We start from the raw sequence: 17,387 nt of genomic DNA, 5'->3' as shown, positions 1-17,387 counted from the left end.
GTCCCCGTACGCCACAAGCTATGAAGCCTTAACTTTGAATAGGAGACACCCGTGTCAGATGCCCAGCAGATCACCCTCATCGTCGATGGCGAAGAGACCAAGGTGACTACCGGGACAACCGGTGCGGAACTCTTCTTTGAGCGCCGCGACGTTGTTGTAGCCCGCGTCAACGGCGAGCTGAAGGACCTGGACCAGGAGCTGCCCGAAGGCGCCGACATCGAGGGCGTCACCATCGATTCCCCTGACGGCCTGAACGTCCTGCGCCACTCCACCGCCCATGTCATGGCCCAGGCCGTGCAGCAGCTGCGCCCTGAGGCCAAACTGGGTATCGGTCCCTACATCACCGACGGCTTCTATTTCGACTTCGACGTCGCGGAACCGTTCACCCCCGAGGACCTCAAGACCCTCGAGAAGATGATGCTCAAGATCATCAACCAGAACCAGAAGTTCGTCCGCCGCGTGGTCTCCGAGGACGAGGCCCGCGAATCAATGAAGAATGAGCCCTACAAGCTCGAACTTCTGGGCAAGAAGAACCAGGCTGCCGAGGCGGGCGAGGGCGTCAACGTCGAGGTCGGCGCCGGCGATATCACCATCTACGACAACGTCGAGCGCAAAGAGGGCACCACTGTATGGTGCGACCTCTGCCGCGGCCCGCACCTGCCCAACACCAAGCTCATCTCCAACGCCTTCGCGCTCACCCGGTCCTCCTCCGCGTACTGGCTGGGCAACCAGAAGAACCAGCAGCTGCAGCGCATTTACGGCACCGCCTGGCCCACCAAGGACGCGCTGAAGGCCTACCAGGAGCGCATCGCGGAGGCAGAGCGACGTGACCACCGCAAGCTCGGCGTCGAACTTGACCTCTTCTCTTTCCCGGACGAGCTGGGCTCCGGCCTGCCGGTGTTCCACCCCAAGGGCGGCATCATCCGCAAGGAGATGGAGGACTACTCGCGGCAGCGCCACGTCGACGCCGGATACGAGTTCGTCTACACCCCGCACATCACCAAGGGCCATCTGTACGAAGTCTCGGGCCACCTGGACTGGTACAAGGAGGGCATGTTCCCGGCCATGCGCGTGGATGAGGAACTCAACGCTGACGGTACTATCCGCAAGCCGGCCCAGGACTACTACCTGAAGCCGATGAACTGCCCTATGCACAACCTGATCTTCCGCTCCCGTGGACGTTCCTACCGCGAACTGCCGCTGCGGCTCTTCGAATTCGGTTCCGTGTACCGCTACGAAAAGTCCGGCGTGGTGCACGGCCTGACCCGCGTCCGCGGCATGACCCAGGACGACGCCCACATCTACTGCACCCGCGAGCAAATGAAGGACGAACTCACCAAGACCCTGACGTTCGTGCTGGACCTGCTCAAGGATTACGGCCTGAACGACTTCTACCTGGAGCTCTCCACCAAGGATCCGGAGAAGTACGTGGGTGAGGACGCCGCCTGGGAGGAAGCCACCCGGACACTCGCCGAAGTGGCTGAGGAATCCGGCCTGGAACTGGTAGCGGATCCGGGCGGAGCAGCCTTCTACGGACCGAAGATTTCCGTCCAGGCCAAGGACGCACTGGGCCGTACGTGGCAGATGTCCACTATCCAGCTGGACTTCAACCTGCCCGAACGCTTCGAGCTGGAATTCCAGGCAGCCGACGGCACCCGCCAGCGTCCGGTGATGATCCACCGTGCGCTGTTCGGTTCCATCGAACGGTTTATGGGTGTCCTCACCGAGCACTACGCCGGCGCGTTCCCCGCGTGGCTTTCCCCTGTCCAGGTAGTGGGCATCCCGGTAGCCGAAACGTTCAACGAATACATGTTCGACGTCGTTGACCAGCTCAAGGCGGTGGGCATCCGCGCCGAGGTGGATACGTCGTCGGACCGGTTCCCGAAGAAGATCCGCACTGCCAGCAAGGACAAGATCCCGTTCGTCCTGATCGCCGGGGGCGACGACGCCGAGGCAGGCGCAGTGTCTTTCCGCTTCCGTGACGGAAGCCAGGACAACGGTGTGCCGGTGGCCGAGGCCGTCAAGCGGATCACAGAAGCCGTCCGTAACCGGACCAGCTAGCGGAAACGGATAAGAATACGGTGCAGGAGAACACAGGCGCAGGGCATCCAGGCGATTCCGGCGTGACCGACGACTTTGACCTCGCCGGTGTCCCGGATGCCTTCCAGCGCCTGTGGACTCCGCACCGGATGGCGTACATCAAGGGCGGCCAGCACCAGTTCAAGAATGAAAACGACTGCCCGTTCTGCGTGGGCCCCGGCCGGAGCGATGAGGAAGCCCTCATCGTCTACCGGGGGAAGACCTGCTATGTGGTGCTGAACCTGTTCCCGTACAACCCCGGCCACCTCCTGGTTTGCCCCTACCGGCATGTGCCGGACTACACAGACCTCACGTTGGACGAGACCGCCGAGTTCGCCGAGCTGACGCAGACCGCGATGAAAGTGCTGCGCAAGGTGTCGAACCCTGGAGGCTTCAACCTGGGCATGAACCAAGGTGTCGTGGGCGGCGCGGGGATCGCGGCGCACCTGCATCAGCACATCGTTCCCCGGTGGGGCGGGGACGGTAATTTCTTCCCGATCATCGCCCAGACTAAAGCCATCACCCAGACCCTCGACGAGGTGCGCCGGCAGGTGGCCGAGGCCTGGCCCGGGGAGACGGATGCTGAATAGGCACGCGCGCGGTTTCTTCACCGCGCTGTTTACACCGCTTGCCCGCTGGCTCCTGAAAATTGGTGTTTCCCCCGACGCCGTCACGGTGGTAGGTACGGTTGGCGTGGTGTCCGGCGCCCTGGTTTTCTACCCGCTCGGCCAGCTGTGGTGGGGAACGCTGTTCATTACAGCTTTTATCTTCTCCGATGTGCTGGACGGCATCATGGCCAGGATGCGGGACACCGGCGGGCGGTGGGGGAATTTCCTGGACTCCACGCTTGACAGGATCGCCGACGGTGCACTGTTTGCAGGCCTCGCCATCTGGTTCTTCACCGGTGGTGCGGACCTGGTGATCGGCATTGGAGCGATGGTCTGCCTTGTCCTGGGGATGGTGGTCTCCTACGCGCGTGCCAAGGCCGAATCATTGGGCTTTACCGCAAACGTGGGGATCGCCGAACGCGCCGAACGGCTTGTTTCGGTGCTGGTCGTTACAGGATTCACCGGTCTGGGCCTGCCTCTTATTGTCCTGCAGGCAACCCTCGCAGTGCTTGCCGTTGCCAGCCTCGTCACGGTGATCCAACGCATCGTTTCGGTCCGGCGCCAGTCCCTGGCCGGAGCGGCAACAACGGATGAAGCCTGATTAAGCCCGCCGCCCGCAGTGGGACTAGTATTAGGACTGCCCGGTCAATGGATCCGGCAATCCGGTGCGTGTTCATTTCGGCTTTGTGCCGCCCTCACGCCCGGCGAAGGTCATCTATCTACCCATAGGGGTTTTTGTGTCTACACCTGATGTAAGCAGCGAAGCCGGTTCGTCCGCGAACAGCGTCACGGGCAGCAGCCGTGTGAAGCGCGGCATGGCTGAGATGCTCAAGGGCGGCGTCATCATGGACGTCGTCAACGTCGAACAGGCCCGCATCGCCGAAGACGCCGGTGCCGTGGCAGTGATGGCGCTGGAACGCGTTCCGGCCGATATCCGTGCCCAGGGCGGCGTGTCCCGCATGTCCGATCCCGACATGATCGACAAGATCATTGACGCCGTGTCCGTGCCGGTCATGGCCAAGGCCCGGATCGGCCACTTCGTCGAAGCCCAGATCCTGCAGTCCCTGGGCGTGGACTACATTGACGAGTCCGAGGTCCTGACCCCGGCCGACTACATCAACCACATCGACAAGTGGAACTTCACCGTTCCCTTCGTCTGTGGCGCCACGAACCTGGGTGAGGCGCTGCGCCGCATCAACGAGGGCGCGGCAATGATCCGGTCCAAGGGCGAGGCCGGCACCGGAGATGTCTCCAACGCCACCGGGCACATGCGCCAGATCCGCGCCGAAATCCTCAAGCTCGCTGCCCTGCCCGAGGATGAGCTCTACGTCGCGGCCAAAGAACTGCAGGCCCCGTACGAACTGGTCAAGGAAATCGCGACCACCGGCAAGCTTCCGGTGGTGCTCTTCACCGCCGGCGGCATCGCCACCCCGGCGGACGCGGCGATGATGATGCAGCTCGGCGCCGACGGCGTGTTCGTCGGTTCCGGCATCTTCAAGTCCGGCAACCCCGCCCAGCGCGCCGCCGCCGTCGTGAAGGCCACCACCTTCTTCGATGACCCCGACGTCATCGCCAAGGCCTCCCGCGGCCTCGGCGAAGCCATGGTGGGCATCAACGTTGACGAGATCCCGCAGCCCCACCGCCTCGCAGAGCGCGGCTGGTAACAGCTCCAAAGCAGTACGACGGCGGGTGGTCACCTTTCCCAAGGTGGCCACCCGCCGTCGTTCTTCCCATCGATTGCTCCGCAACCGCCCTTATGAGGCCTCAAAACGGCGGCTACGGAGCAATCGATGAGGGGCTACTCGAGGCCGCGGCGTTTCAGGAGGGGTTCCAGTTGGGCGTCGCGTCCCCGGAGCATGCGAAATGATTCCAGCGGGTCCCGGCTGTTCCCGCGTGAAAGCAGTTCCTGGCGGAAGCGTTCGCCGTTGGCGCGGGTCATGCCACCGTTTTCGGTGAACCAGTCCACGGTTTCCGCGTCCAGGACTTCACTCCAGATGTACGAGTAGTAGCCGGCCGCGTATCCTGCCCCGGCGAAGATGTGCTGGAAATACCCGGTGCGGTAGCGGGGCGGAATCAGGGCATGGGCCACTCCGGCCGAGGCGAGGGATTTGGCCTCAAATGCCAGGACATCGTCCGGGATGCCGGTTTCGTCCAACACATGCCAGGCAAGGTCGAGCAACGCGGCGCCCAGGTACTCGGTGGTGGCGAATCCCTCGCCCCACAGCCGTGACTCGTTCAGCCTGTCAACGACCTCCTGGGGGAGCGGCTCGCCGGTAGCGTGGTGCCGCGCGTAGTTTGCCAGTACCTCCGGCCACAGGATCCACATCTCGTTGACCTGCGACGGGTACTCCACAAAGTCCCGGGGGACACCCGTGCCGGAAAAGCGCGGGTACGTCACGTTGGAGAAGAGCCCGTGAAGCGCGTGCCCAAATTCGTGGAAGGTAGTGCGCAGCTCATCCAGCGTCAGGAGGGTGGGTTCCCCGGCCGGCGGTTTGGAGATGTTCAGGTTATTGATGACCACCGCCTGGGTCCCCAGCAGGCCGGATTGTTCAACCAGCGAGTTCATCCAGGCACCTCCTCGCTTGGACTCCCGGGCGTAGTAGTCGCCCAGGAACAGTCCCAGCGGGCTGCCGTCTTCGTTCCGGACCTCCCAGACGCGGACGTCCGGGTGGTAGCCTTCCAGCTCTGCCCGTTCGTGGAAGGTGATGCCAAAGAGGGATGTGGCCGCATGGAAGACCCCGTCCTTGAGCACCCGGTCCAGCTCGAAGTAGGGTCGGAGGGCCTGCTCATCAACAGCGTATTTCTCGCGCCGGACCTTGGCCGAGTAGAAGGCCCAGTCCCAGGCCTCCAAGGGGTGCCCGGCGAGGTCAGCCAGTGCCGCGGCCTCAGCGTCAGCGTTCCGGACGGCGGCGGGGGCCAGCCTGTTCAGCATGGCTTGCACAGCTTCGAAATCCGGGGCAGTCTGCCGGTCCACCACGAGTTCGGCGTAGTTGGCAAAGCCCAGCAGCCTGGCCTTCTCGGCGCGGAGTCCGGCCATGGACCGCACGAGTTCCAGGACGTCCAGGCTGCCCCCGTCACTGCCCCTGCCGATGGAGGATTCGAACAGCCGACGGCGGACATCCCGGTTTTCGAGGACGGCCATGGCGGGCTGGTTGCTCGGCTGGATCAGCGTCAGGAGGAACTTGCCTTCGTGCCCGGCGGCGCGGGCGGCTTCGGCGGCGCCGGCAATGTCGTCGGCTGGCATGCCGGCCAGGTCCTCAGCACTGTCCAGCAGGAGGGCCGCAGACTTCATGGCTTCCTTCACCCGTTGCCCAAACTCTGTGCCGAGCCTGGAGAGCTCCGCGTTCACAGCCTTCAGCCGTTCCTGGTCCGTGGCGTCCAGTTGGATCCCCGACTGCCGGAACTCCTTCAGGTATTCCTCAACAAGCCGCACTCCTTCCGGCTCCAGGCCAGTGGTGTCAATGGCTGCAAAACGGTCGAAAAGGGCGCGGTTCAGGTAGACCTCGTCCTGGTGTGCAGTGAGCAGCGGCGTCAGCGCTGTTTCCTGGCCGCGGATCGCGTCGGAGGCGTCTGCTGACACCAGGGTGAAAAAGGACGCGGCCGCCCGTTCCAGCAACCTGCCCCCCTGCTCCATGGCCACGGCGGTGTTCGCAAATGTCGCGGGCTCTGGATTGTCCACGATGGCCTGGATTTCGGCGAGGTGCCCGGCCAGCCCTGCGTGCACCGCCTCGGCGTAGTGCTGTTCGGAGATCCCGGCAAAGGGCGGTAACTGGAACGGCAACGGGCTGGGACTGAGGAGCGGATTCGTCATGAAGTAAAGCTTTCATATGTGGCCGCGCATCTCAATGAGCCAAATGCGCGCTTCTGCCTGTTTCCAAACTTAGAATTGCGCTTATGGGGAACAGAATTGGCGCCACTGCCGCGCGTGCCGGCGCGGCCTTGTCCGCGGTCATCTTTGCCGGGGCCATGGCGGGCTGCGGTCTGATAGCCGAACAGACCCAGCCATCAGCAAGTGCCGGCACCAGTGCGGGCACTGGCCAGCCCAGTGCCACTCCGACGCCGGCCCCAACTCCCACACCCACCCCCACCCCGGGCGCCGGACCGGCGTGTCCAACATTGCGTTGCACGTCCGTACTGGTCACCGGCGACATGCTGGTCCATACCCAGCTCTGGCAGCAGGCCCAGCAGGACGCGGCCGCGGCGGGCAAACCCGGGCTGGACTTCACACCGCTCCTTGAAGGCCAGCGCCGGTACATCCAAGCCAGCGACCTTGCAATCTGCCACCAGGAAACACCGGTGGCAGGACCTGAAGGTCCTTTCTCGGCCTACCCGTCGTTCAATGTCCCGCCGCAGATCATCACCGCCTCCAAGGCAGTGGGGTACCAGGCTTGCACCACCGCCAGCAACCACACCATCGACCGGAGCACGGACGGCCTGTTGCGTACGCTGGATGCCCTGGACGCCGCCGGGCTGAAGCACACCGGTTCCTACCGGACGGAAGCTGAGTCGCAGGGCATCCTGATCCTGCAGACTCCGGCCGCCAAGATCGCCATCATCCAGGGAACCTACGGCCTCAACGGGCTCTACCCGGAATACCCGTGGCAAGTGGACATGCTCGACGCACCCACCATGATCGCCAAGGCAATCAAGGCGCGGGCTCTTGGCGCTGACATCGTGCTCGGTGCCATGCACGCCGGGGACGAGTACGCCAGCGAAGCCAACGCCCAGCAGCAGGAGGTGGCACACGCGTTGGTGGACAGCGGGCAGTTCACCATGATCTACGGCCACCACACCCACTCCGTGCTGCCCATCGAGAACTACAAAGGCACGTGGATTGTCTACGGGCTGGGCAACGGCGTCACCGAACTGTCGCCCTGGTATGTCGTCAACAATGAGGGCCTGTTGGTGCGGGCCCAGTTCAGCCAGGACGCGTCGGGCAGATGGACCGCCTCCGACCTCGCCTGGGCACCGTCGGTCATCGTCCGTGATCCGTACCGCTGGTGCTCCGTGGCATCGGATGCACCCCAGGGTGTGTGTGCCACGCCCGAGGCGGACGCTGCCACCAGGCTAAGGACCGCCACCGTTGTGGAGTCCATGGGGGCAGCCACGGCAGGAGCGCACGAACTCCTGATCACCAAGGAACCGTAGAGGCCCTCAGCGCGGGCGCCGGGCGGCGTGCTCCCTGGCCAGCGCGGCGAAGTGGTCGTCAGGCCCACCGGGAACAAAAGTCCCGAACTTGCGTTCGGCGGCGGTTCGGATGAGGAAGTCTGCAATGGCAGGGTTCTTGGGCAGAAGCGATCCGTGCAAGTAGCTGGCCACCACGTTCTTGTAGCGCGCGCCCTCATGGCCGTCCCGGCTGTTGTTTCCCGTTCCCTTGGCCACCGTTCCCAGCGGGCGGACGCCGCTGCCCAGCGTGGTCTGGCCGCTGTGGTTCTCGTACCCGAGGACGTCGCCGAACTCGGCAGTGGCCACCTTGACGTTGCCGATGAGGCGCTCGTCAGTACCGTGAGTTTCCACGTCCAGCACGCCAATGCCCGGAATGACCGAGCCCGAGCGTGTTTTGAAGAAACGCCCGAACAGCTGGTAGAGCCCACAGATGAGCAGCATCGGTGCACCATCTTCTGCGAGGTCGGTCAGGACGCCGGCGCGTGATTGAAGGTCGTCCTGGATAATCAGCTGGCCGCTGTCCTGCCCGCCGCCGCCAAGGATCACGTCGACTTCGTCAGGGAAGTCGTCGCCCACGTTGTACTCGAGCAGTTCAGGAGTGTAGCCATGCCACTTGATCCGTTGCTTGAGGACCAGCGCGTTGCCCCAGTCACCGTAGATGTTCATGTCCCGCGGATAAAGCTGCATGACACGGAGGGTGCCCTTGCTGTCGTGTGGGTCCTGCGTATCCGGGCTCATGAGACCACCTCTACCGTGGTGATTTTGGACAGCTCGCGGCGGATGGCCATCATGGCTGTGTAAGTGCAGAAAATCCGTTTCGGTTTGCCCTTGGCTTCGCGGATGAACGCCGACAGCGCCGGTGCGATCTCGGTCTGGACCGCCCCGACGGGGACGTCGTCGTACTGCAGCCGCAGCGCCATGTCATAAGCCCGGGAGCCCGTCAGCTGGTCTACGCCGCCGTTGCGGAGCGAATCGAACTCCACGTCCCAGAGCCAGGACATGTCCCGGCCGTCGGCGTAGTTGTCGTTGATGGCGATCATGGTGGCGTAGCCGCCCGCGGGAAAGGACTTCAGTCCCAGCCGGAAACCGCTGGGGTTCTTGACCAGCACCAGGTCCAGGGGCTGGCCGTCGACTGTCAGGCTTTCTCCCCGGCCGAAGGCCGGCTCCACCTTGGACAGGGCCGTGAGCAGCGTGCTGTGGTCAGCGGTCGCGGCGCCGCTTCCGAGGATGCTCCGGGCGAGGGCCAACGCGGCCGCGGCATTAAAGATGTTGTAGACGCCGCGGAGCTTCATCGCGGTGGTGACCGTGACGCCGTCGTACTCAAAGTCGGCGGTGTCCGGCCCCACTTTGCGGAGCACGACGTCGGCAGCCGGCTTTGCGGGGAGGGCGGCGGGCACGGGGCTGCCGGGGGCAGCCCGCATGTCGTCATCGTTGGGGAAGGTGCTGAGAAGGGAGTCGTCCAGGCCGAAGTACTGCACGTCCTGGCCGGTGAGGGTGTCCGCGATGCGGGCCACCCGGGGGTCTTCGCGGTTAAGGACCACTGTGCCTGTGGTTTTTGCGGCGATGTGCTGCAGCAGCTGCGCCGTTTTGTCGATCTCGCCGAACCTGTCCAGCTGGTCGCGCAGCACGTTCAGCAGGAGGCTGTAGCGGGGCGGCACACGGTTTACGAAGTGCACGGCATGGGCTTCGTCCAGTTCCAGGACGGCGACGTCGGCGCTCAGCCTTCCGCGCCAGTCCACCTCGCCCAGCAGGGAAGCGGCCACACCCCGGGTGAAGTTGCTGCCGGTCCGGTTGGTAAAAACCTTCAGGCCCTGGCTTTCCAGGAGTTCGACCACCATCTTGGTGGTGGTGGTTTTGCCATTGGTTCCACTGACCACCGCCACGCCGTGGGGGAGGGTAGCGAGCGTCCGCTGCATAAAGCCGGGGTCGATTTTCTCGACCACCAGCCCGGGCAGGGCGGACCCGCCGCCCCTGAGCCGGGACACCCGGCGGACGAGCTTGCCGAGCGGAACACTGATGTAAAGCATGCTCTGTAATATATCCCAGCAACGGCATAGAACCCTGCCCGGTGAGGCCGGCCGGCGCTGGCGGCGGCCGTTCGCGCATTATGCTGAATGGATGACAAACCCCGTTTCGGCCGCTTCTGCACGCGTGGGCTCGGGCCTGCGGATCGGCGTCCTGGCGCTCCAGGGCGATTTCCGCGAGCACCTCCGGGCCGTGGAGGCCGCCGGCGCAACCGGTGAAGGAATCCGCAGGCCCAAGGAACTGGACGGCCTGGACGGCCTCATCATTCCGGGCGGTGAATCCACGGCGATCGACAAACTCGCCCGCGCCTTTGACCTGGCGGAGCCGTTGAAGGAACGCATCAGCGAAGGCCTCCCCGTCTACGGCTCCTGCGCCGGCATGATCCTTTTGGCCAACGAGATTGCCGACCCCGCCACCGACCTCGCCGGCAACCCGCAGCAGACCTTCGGCGGCCTGGACATCACAGTCCGGCGCAACGCCTTCGGGCGCCAACGAGAATCGTTCGAAACGGACCTGGATTTCAAAGGCCTGGATTTCAGCGCCACGGATTCAGGTGTTGCCCCGGTGCACGCCGTCTTCATCCGGGGCCCCTGGGTGGAACGCGCCGGCGCCGGCGTGGAGGTCCTTGCCCAGGTGGAGCCGGCCGACCCGGAGCACGCGTCCCACGCGGCAACCCTGCCGGGGACGGCTAGAATTGTTGCAGTGCGTTCAGGCCAACTGCTGGCCACCTCCTTCCACCCGGAAGTGACTGGGGAGAAACGCGTACACGAACTTTTTATCCGCATGATCAGAGGAGAAGCGTAAAGCATGTCAGGCCACTCCAAATGGGCAACGACCAAGCACAAGAAGGCCATCCTCGATAGCCGCCGCGCAAAATCGTTCGCCAAGCTGATCAAGAACATCGAAGTCGCTGCCCGCATGGGCGGTCCGGACCTCGCCGGCAACCCGAGCCTGGAACTTGCTGTCACCAAGGCAAAGAAGACCTCGGTTCCCGCCGACAACATCGACCGCGCCATCAAGCGCGGGGCGGGCCTGACCGGTGAAGTGGTCGACTACACCGAGATCATGTACGAATGCCGCGGCCCGCAGGGCTCGGCCCTGCTCATCGAGTGCCTCACGGACAACAAGAACCGTGCGGCGTCCGAAGTCCGCCTTGCCATTTCCCGCAACGGCGGCACCATCGCTGACCCCGGTTCAGTCAGCTACCTCTTCAGCCGCAAGGGCGTGGTGTCCCTGCCCAAGAAGGAACTCACCGAGGACGACGTCCTCATGGCTGTCCTCGACGCCGGCGCTGAGGAAGTCAAGGACAACGGCGACACCTTCGAGATCCACTCGGACCCCAAGGACCTTCAGGCCGTCCGCGACGCCCTGAAGGAAGCGGGGATCGAATACGACACCGACGAAGCCGAGTTCGTTCCGTCCATGGAGGTTCCCCTGGACCTGGACGCCGCCAAGAAGTTCATGAAGCTTGTGGACGCCCTGGAAGACCTCGACGACGTCCAGAACGTCTACAGCAACGCCGACCTCAGCGACGAAGTCCAGGCCGCCCTGGAATCAGAGTGACCTTCCGCTTTGCGGCCTAGGGCGGATGGCGGAGCGTGACGCTGCGAGTACTCGGCGTTGACCCGGGCCTCACCCGCTGCGGCATTGGCGTCGTCGACGTCGAGCGGAACCGGCGGGCCACCATGGTGGGCGTCGGAGTGGTGGGTACCTCCCCGGACGAAACCCTGGACCAACGGCTCCTGGTCATCGCCCTGGCCATCGACGATTGGCTGGACCGCTACGAACCCCACGTCCTCGCCGTCGAACGCGTTTTCTCCCAGCTGAACGTCAGCACGGTGATGGGTGTGGCGCAGGCCTCCGGCGTGGTGATCGCCGCCGCGGCCCGGCGCGGCATCCCGGTGGCGCTGCACACGCCGTCGGAAGTCAAAGCAGCCGTCACCGGCAGCGGCAACTCCAACAAGGAGGCCGTGACCAAACTGGTCACCAAGATCCTCCGGCTAGACGCGCCGCCCCGCCCGGCCGACGCCGCAGATGCCCTGGCGCTGGCCATCACGCATGCCTGGCGTGCTGGCAGCGGCGCCGCAGTAGCCACCACCGGCCCCGGCAGCCTGTCGCTGACGCCCGCCCAGCGGGCCTGGGCTGAAGCCGAGGCGAAGGCGCGCCGCGCGCGGTGAATGGCCGCAGCGCTTGCTAGGGTATTCGTAGATATGTTCGGATAGCCGGTTCTGCTCAAAAGAGCCCGGCGGTACACCAGGAGCCCGGCTTTGATCAGTTTCCTTCGCGGAACCGTAGCGCACGTTGGCCTTTCCACTGCCGTGATCGACCTCAACGGCGCGGGCATGAGCGTCAACGCCACGCCCCAGACCCTCAGCCGCCTCCGCGCCGGCGATGAAGGCAAGCTCTTCACCTCCCTGATCGTCCGGGAGGATTCGCTGACCCTGTTCGGATTTGCTTCTGACGACGAACGCGAAGTCTTCGACGTCCTGCTAAGCGTCAGCGGTGTGGGTCCACGCCTGGCGCTGGCAGTCCTTGCCGTGCATGAACCGGAGGCCATCCGGGTTGCAGCCCACACCGGCGACAGTAAAACGTTCACGAAAGTGCCCGGCATCGGCCCTAAAGTGGCTGGCCGGATCGTGTTGGAACTCGCCGGCAAGCTGGTGCCGCACGGAACGCTTGGCGCTGCCAGTGTAGCCACCCCGGCCGAGGCCGCCTGGAAGCCCCAGGTGGTGGCCGCCATGACCAGCCTCGGTTGGTCGGAAAAGGACGCCACCTCCAGCATCGAGAAGGCATTGGCCGACGACCCCGAGGTCTCTTTCCGTGGCAATGTCGCGGAAATCCTTCGGACCACGCTCCGCTGGCTTGGCCAGGACGGTGCGCGGGCCGGCAACCGCGTAGGCAGCCGTGGCTGACCCGTCCGTTGTGGCGGCCGTGGAGGAGCCCGAAGACCGGGCCATCGAAGCTGCCCTCCGGCCCAAGAACCTGGATGATTTTGTGGGCCAGCACCGTGTCCGGAAACAGCTGTCGCTGGTCCTGCAGGCGTCGCGGATGCGCGGCCGGAGCGCGGACCACGTGCTGTTCTCTGGGCCTCCAGGCCTGGGCAAAACCACGCTCGCCATGATCGTGGCAGCTGAAATGAACGCACCCCTGCGGATCAGCAGCGGTCCGGCCATCCAGCACGCCGGCGACCTCGCAGCCATCCTCTCCTCCCTCTCCGAAGGGGAGGTCCTCTTCCTGGACGAGATCCACCGGATGTCCCGCCCGGCCGAGGAAATGCTGTACATGGCCATGGAGGACTTCCGCGTGGACATTGTGGTGGGAAAAGGCGCCGGTGCCACTGCGATTCCGCTCGACCTGCCTCCCTTCACGCTGGTGGGTGCCACCACGCGCGCGGGGTTGCTTCCTGGTCCGTTGCGCGACAGGTTCGGCTTCACCGGCCATCTAGAGTTCTATTCCGTTCCGGAACTTGAGTTGGTCCTTAGGCGGTCCGCCGGCCTGCTGGACCTGAAGGTCAACTCCGCCGGATTCAGCGAAATCGCCGGACGGTCGCGGGGGACACCGCGTATCGCCAACCGCCTGCTCCGCCGTGTGCGTGACTGGGCACTGGTCCATGGAATCGAACAGATCGATGCCCGCGCAGCCTCCGCCGCGCTGGATATGTATGAAGTGGATAAAAGGGGGCTGGACAGGCTCGACCGTGCCGTCCTGGAAGCGCTCATCACCAAGTTCGGCGGCGGGCCCGTGGGCCTGTCCACCCTCGCCATAGCGGTGGGAGAAGAGACCGAGACGGTGGAAACGGTCGCGGAGCCGTTCCTGGTCCGCGAAGGCCTGTTGGGCCGGACACCGCGGGGCCGCATCGCCATGGCCCCGGCCTGGACCCACCTCGGCTACGCCATCCCGTCCGGAGTGTTCAGCCAGGAACCGCTGGACCTGTTCGAACCAGACAGCGACGGCGATGAAGACGGCGTCAACTGGGCGCCCAACACCCCATAGCGCCGACCTTTCAGCTTTTCCCTTTAGACTGGGTATGACGCCCGGCACGTTCGCGTCTTTGTTCCCGCAGGTGGCTCCACCAGCTACCGGTGGATGCCAGGTGGTTCGCCGCCCGGCCACCCGGTTCAAAGAGGACGGCGCCTTAAACCAATACGCCAGTACAGATCGGAAGCATCCCTGTGGATCCCATGAACATCGTCTTGTTCGCCATGCTCGGAATTTTTATCTTTATGATGTTCCGCCGCAACAAGAAGACCAAGGAGCAGCAAGCAACGCTGCAGTCCCAGTTCGCCCCTGGGGTTGAGGTCATGACGAGCTTCGGTCTCTTTGGCCGGATTGTCTCCATGGACGATGAAGAGAACAAGGTAGTGCTCGAGCTCTCTCCCGGCAACCTCGCTACAGTTCACCGCCAGGCTGTCACCAAAATTGTGGAGCCGGCTGCTGTTGCAGAAGAGGAGCCCACGGTTGTCCCTGACGACGCCTCCTCGCTGACCACGCAGGACGCCGGAACTGCCGGAACCGCCGCCGCTGCCCCCGAGACCCCGGACGAGACCCTGAAGCGCCTCAACGACGAGGGGAAGAAGGACAACTAGTCCCCGCTCACGCATTTTTGCACCTCTACGGCAGCAGGTTGCCGCCGGTGGGAGCAATTGCTCGCACCGGCGGTTCCTGGCATGAATAAGAGAAAGATCGACAATGGCACGAACTGGCCCCAAAAAATCAGGCCTCAGGGTACTCGTCTGGCTTGGCGTAGTCCTCGCTGTGCTGACGGCTGTCCTTGCTGGCGGCACCATCGCCGGACAGGCCAGCTGGGCACCCAAGCTGGCGTTGGACCTCGAAGGCGGCACCCAGATGATCCTGGCGCCCAAGGTTGAGGGCGGTTCGGACATTAACGAGGAGCAGCTTAACCAGGCGGTGGCCATCATCCGCCAACGCGTGGACGGCTCCGGCGTTGCCGAAGCGGAGATCAGCACCCAGTCAGGCCGGAACGTTGTGGTCAGCCTTCCGGGCACGCCCTCCACTCAGACGAGGGCCCTGATACAAGCTTCCGCCGACATGAACTTCCGCCCTGTTCTCCTCAACGGAGCAGGCGCGGCGGTCCCCACGGAGTCGCTCACGCCTGAGGACCAGCTGCCGAAGCCGACGGCGGAACCCGCCAACAGCAGCGACACCAACTGGATCACGCCCGAGGTCTACCGCCAGTTCGAGACCCTCGACTGCGACAACCCGTCCCAGGACAAGCAGGAGCGCTCCGACCCTGCCAAGCCGCTCGTGACCTGTGAGCCCGCAACGGCCACCACTCCGGCGATTAAATACATCCTGGGACCGGTGGAGGTCAAGGGCAGCAACATTGTCACCTCCTCCTTCCAGCTTCAGCAGGGCGCGCAGGGTGCCGTGACCAACGAGTGGGCCGTCAACATCCAGTTCGACGACGAAGGTACCGCCAAGTTCAAAGAGGTCACCGAACGCCTGAACCAGTTCTATGTGGCAGCCGGCGGCGAAACCGGCACCGACCCCAAGGCACAGTTCGCTATCGTGCTCGACGATCAGGTCATCTCCGCGCCGCGCTCCCTTGCTGTCATCACCGACGGGCGCCCGCAGATCACCGGTGGCTTCACAGAGCAGACGGCTAAGGCGCTCTCAGACCAGCTTCGGTTCGGTGCACTGCCTATCAGCTTCGAGATCCAGAGTGAGCAGCAGATCTCCGCGACACTGGGTGGCGAGCAGCTCCGCATGGGCCTCCTGGCCGGCGTTATCGGCCTGCTGCTCGTGGTGGTTTATTCGCTCTTCCAATACCGTGCCCTGGGCTTCGTCACGATCGCCTCGCTGGTGGTGGCCGGTGCACTGACGTACCTCGCCATCGCCATCCTGGGCTGGACCGAAAACTACCGGCTCTCACTTGCCGGCGTTGCCGGTCTTATCGTGGCAATCGGCCAGACAGCGGACTCGTTCATCGTCTACTTCGAACGCATCCGTGACGAGTTGCGCGAAGGCCGCGGCCTGGTCTCCGCCGTCGAGAACGGGTGGAAGCGCGCCAAGCGGACGGTTCTGGCCTCCAAGGCAGTCAACCTGCTGGCTGCCCTCGTGCTCTACTTTGTGGCAGTGGGCAACGTCCGCGGCTTTGCGTTCACGCTCGGCCTGACAGCCATCGCCGACCTCATTGTCGTCTTTATGTTCACGCACCCGACGCTGCAGATGCTTGCGCGCACCAGGTTCTTCGGAGAGGGCCACCGGTTCTCCGGCCTTGATCCGAAGCAACTCGGGGCAGTGCCGCTGTATCGCGGAGCCGGACGCCTGCGCACCCCTGACTCGAAGCCTGCTGCGGTCCGGGCAAAGAACACCGGTGCTGCCGCTGAGGCAGAGCGCAGGATGACCATCGCGGAACGCCGCCTCGCGGAGAAGCAGGAGCAGCTTACCGGCTCCTCCAAGAGCGCATCCAAGGAGAACAAGTAAATGTCCAGCTTTGCCACTTTCGGTAACGAGCTCTACACAGGCAAGCGCTCGTACGACTTTGTCGGCGCCAAGAAGATCTGGTTCCTCATTGCGGCCGTGGCCGTTGCCCTGTCCATCCTTATCCCGGTGGCCAAGGGCGGGTTCAACCTGGGCATCGAGTTCCGCGGCGGCTCTGAGTTCACCGTGTCGAACGTCAAGACCACCGATGCCGCCGTGGGCGAAAAGGCCGTTCAGGATGTCGTCGCGGGAAGCATTCCGCGCGTGGCCAACGTGGCCGGCACCACCATGCGCATCCAAACGGACAAGCTCACTGACGACGAGACCCTCAAGATCAAGGAGGGGCTGACGGCTGCTTACGGCGTCACTGACAACGAGGTGACGTCCACCTTTGTGGGTCCCACCTGGGGCGCCGACGTCACCAAGCAGGCGCTGATCGGCCTGGTCATCTTCGTGGTGCTCGCTGCGCTCCTCATGGCGCTCTACTTCCGGACCTGGAAGATGTCCCTCTCTGCTATCGCCGGGATGGCGGTGACGATGTTCATCACTGCCGGGGTATATGCCTTGAGCGACTTTGAGGTGACACCTTCGGCCATCATCGGGTTCCTGACCGTGCTCAGCTACTCCCTGTATGACACCGTGGTGGTCTTCGACAAGATCCGCGAAAACACCGCCGATCTTGATGCCTCCACTCGCCGGACTTTTGGCGAGGAGGTCAACCTCGCGGTGAACCAGACCCTGGTGCGTTCCATCAACACCATGATGGTCGCAATCCTCCCCGTGGGCGCCATCCTGTTCATCGGTGCGGGCCTGCTGGGGGCTGGTACGCTCAGAGACCTGTCGCTGGCATTGTTCGTCGGCATCCTTATTGGGACGGCGGCAACCATCTTCGTGGCAGCCCCCATGTATGCCTGGCTCCGCCAGAATGAACCTGACCTTGTGAAGCAGGCCAAGCGCGTGGAGCACCGGCGGAACGAGGCGGCGTCCAAGGCCGCCGCTCCAGCCGAACCCGCCCAGGCCTGACACCCGAAGCACAGGGGCCGGCCGGCATCAGGAGACTGATGC

The 17,387-nt window shown here is 64.3% G+C and carries 16 protein-coding genes; 13 read left to right on the top strand and 3 right to left on the bottom strand.

Features of this window, described 5'->3' with window-relative positions; genetic code table 11:
- Positions 1-51: 51 nt before the first annotated feature.
- From thrS to pdxS, 4 genes are all read left to right on the top strand, one after another.
- The gene (thrS, locus tag ACFC25_RS15000) at positions 52-2,061 is read left to right on the top strand and encodes a threonine--tRNA ligase (RefSeq protein WP_337348116.1); all 2,010 of its coding nucleotides are present in this window, start codon (positions 52-54) and stop codon (positions 2,059-2,061) included.
- 20 nt (positions 2,062-2,081) lie between these two features.
- Complete coding sequence (locus tag ACFC25_RS14995) at positions 2,082-2,669, top strand: HIT domain-containing protein (RefSeq protein WP_376046459.1); 588 nt, start codon at positions 2,082-2,084, stop codon at positions 2,667-2,669.
- Complete coding sequence (gene pgsA / locus ACFC25_RS14990) at positions 2,659-3,288, top strand: phosphatidylinositol phosphate synthase (RefSeq protein ID WP_337348114.1); 630 nt, start codon at positions 2,659-2,661, stop codon at positions 3,286-3,288. The genes ACFC25_RS14995 and pgsA overlap by 11 nt, the downstream gene beginning before the upstream one ends.
- 136 nt (positions 3,289-3,424) lie before the next feature.
- Positions 3,425-4,351, top strand: coding sequence for a pyridoxal 5'-phosphate synthase lyase subunit PdxS (gene pdxS, locus ACFC25_RS14985; RefSeq protein ID WP_337351151.1), 927 nt, complete (start codon positions 3,425-3,427; stop codon positions 4,349-4,351).
- A 134-nt stretch (positions 4,352-4,485) separates the two neighbouring features.
- Here pdxS and ACFC25_RS14980 read toward each other — a convergent pair whose 3' ends face one another.
- A complete protein-coding gene (locus tag ACFC25_RS14980; protein WP_376046455.1) occupies positions 4,486-6,498 on the bottom strand; it encodes a M3 family metallopeptidase in 2,013 nt (670 codons plus the stop codon).
- A gap of 83 nt (positions 6,499-6,581) precedes the next feature.
- On the opposite strand from ACFC25_RS14980, the gene ACFC25_RS14975 reads away from it, so the two are divergent.
- Positions 6,582-7,835: a CapA family protein gene (locus tag ACFC25_RS14975; RefSeq protein ID WP_376046452.1), complete on the top strand. Its 1,254-nt coding sequence runs from the start codon at positions 6,582-6,584 to the stop codon at positions 7,833-7,835.
- A gap of 6 nt (positions 7,836-7,841) precedes the next feature.
- On the opposite strand, the gene ACFC25_RS14970 is transcribed toward ACFC25_RS14975, so the two are convergent.
- A complete protein-coding gene (locus tag ACFC25_RS14970) occupies positions 7,842-8,591 on the bottom strand; it encodes a type 1 glutamine amidotransferase (RefSeq protein WP_376046449.1) in 750 nt (249 codons plus the stop codon).
- Entirely contained in the window at positions 8,588-9,880 is a 1,293-nt protein-coding gene (locus ACFC25_RS14965) for a MurT ligase domain-containing protein (RefSeq protein WP_337348618.1), read from the bottom strand. The genes ACFC25_RS14970 and ACFC25_RS14965 overlap by 4 nt, the downstream gene beginning before the upstream one ends.
- Before the next feature lie 91 nt (positions 9,881-9,971).
- Between ACFC25_RS14965 and pdxT the strand changes: the two genes are divergently transcribed.
- The 8 genes from pdxT to secF all read left to right on the top strand — a co-directional run bounded on the left by pdxT (position 9,972) and on the right by secF (position 17,345).
- Positions 9,972-10,682 (top strand): pyridoxal 5'-phosphate synthase glutaminase subunit PdxT, encoded by a 711-nt coding sequence (pdxT, locus tag ACFC25_RS14960; RefSeq protein ID WP_376046445.1) that lies wholly within the window; start codon positions 9,972-9,974, stop codon positions 10,680-10,682.
- A gap of 3 nt (positions 10,683-10,685) precedes the next feature.
- Positions 10,686-11,441, top strand: a complete 756-nt coding sequence (locus tag ACFC25_RS14955; RefSeq protein ID WP_337348616.1) for a YebC/PmpR family DNA-binding transcriptional regulator — start codon at positions 10,686-10,688, stop codon at positions 11,439-11,441.
- A 35-nt stretch (positions 11,442-11,476) separates the two neighbouring features.
- Complete coding sequence (gene ruvC / locus ACFC25_RS14950; RefSeq protein WP_066291703.1) at positions 11,477-12,055, top strand: crossover junction endodeoxyribonuclease RuvC; 579 nt, start codon at positions 11,477-11,479, stop codon at positions 12,053-12,055.
- A 90-nt stretch (positions 12,056-12,145) separates the two neighbouring features.
- Complete coding sequence (gene ruvA / locus ACFC25_RS14945) at positions 12,146-12,790, top strand: Holliday junction branch migration protein RuvA (RefSeq protein WP_376046441.1); 645 nt, start codon at positions 12,146-12,148, stop codon at positions 12,788-12,790.
- Positions 12,783-13,871 (top strand): Holliday junction branch migration DNA helicase RuvB, encoded by a 1,089-nt coding sequence (ruvB, locus tag ACFC25_RS14940; protein WP_337348614.1) that lies wholly within the window; start codon positions 12,783-12,785, stop codon positions 13,869-13,871. Before ruvA ends, ruvB begins: the two co-directional genes overlap by 8 nt.
- A gap of 188 nt (positions 13,872-14,059) precedes the next feature.
- Complete coding sequence (gene yajC, locus ACFC25_RS14935; RefSeq protein ID WP_337348613.1) at positions 14,060-14,464, top strand: preprotein translocase subunit YajC; 405 nt, start codon at positions 14,060-14,062, stop codon at positions 14,462-14,464.
- A gap of 103 nt (positions 14,465-14,567) precedes the next feature.
- Complete coding sequence (gene secD / locus ACFC25_RS14930) at positions 14,568-16,325, top strand: protein translocase subunit SecD (RefSeq protein ID WP_376046438.1); 1,758 nt, start codon at positions 14,568-14,570, stop codon at positions 16,323-16,325.
- Positions 16,326-17,345 carry a protein translocase subunit SecF gene (gene secF / locus ACFC25_RS14925; RefSeq protein ID WP_337348611.1) on the top strand — a complete coding sequence of 340 codons (1,020 nt, stop codon included), beginning with the start codon at positions 16,326-16,328 and terminating at the stop codon, positions 17,343-17,345.
- The last annotated feature ends 42 nt before the right edge of the window (positions 17,346-17,387 follow it).

This window comes from Pseudarthrobacter sp. NPDC055928 (assembly GCF_042270935.1).
GTDB lineage: Bacteria > Actinomycetota > Actinomycetes > Actinomycetales > Micrococcaceae > Arthrobacter.
This window is presented reverse-complemented; position numbering and strand designations above follow the sequence as displayed.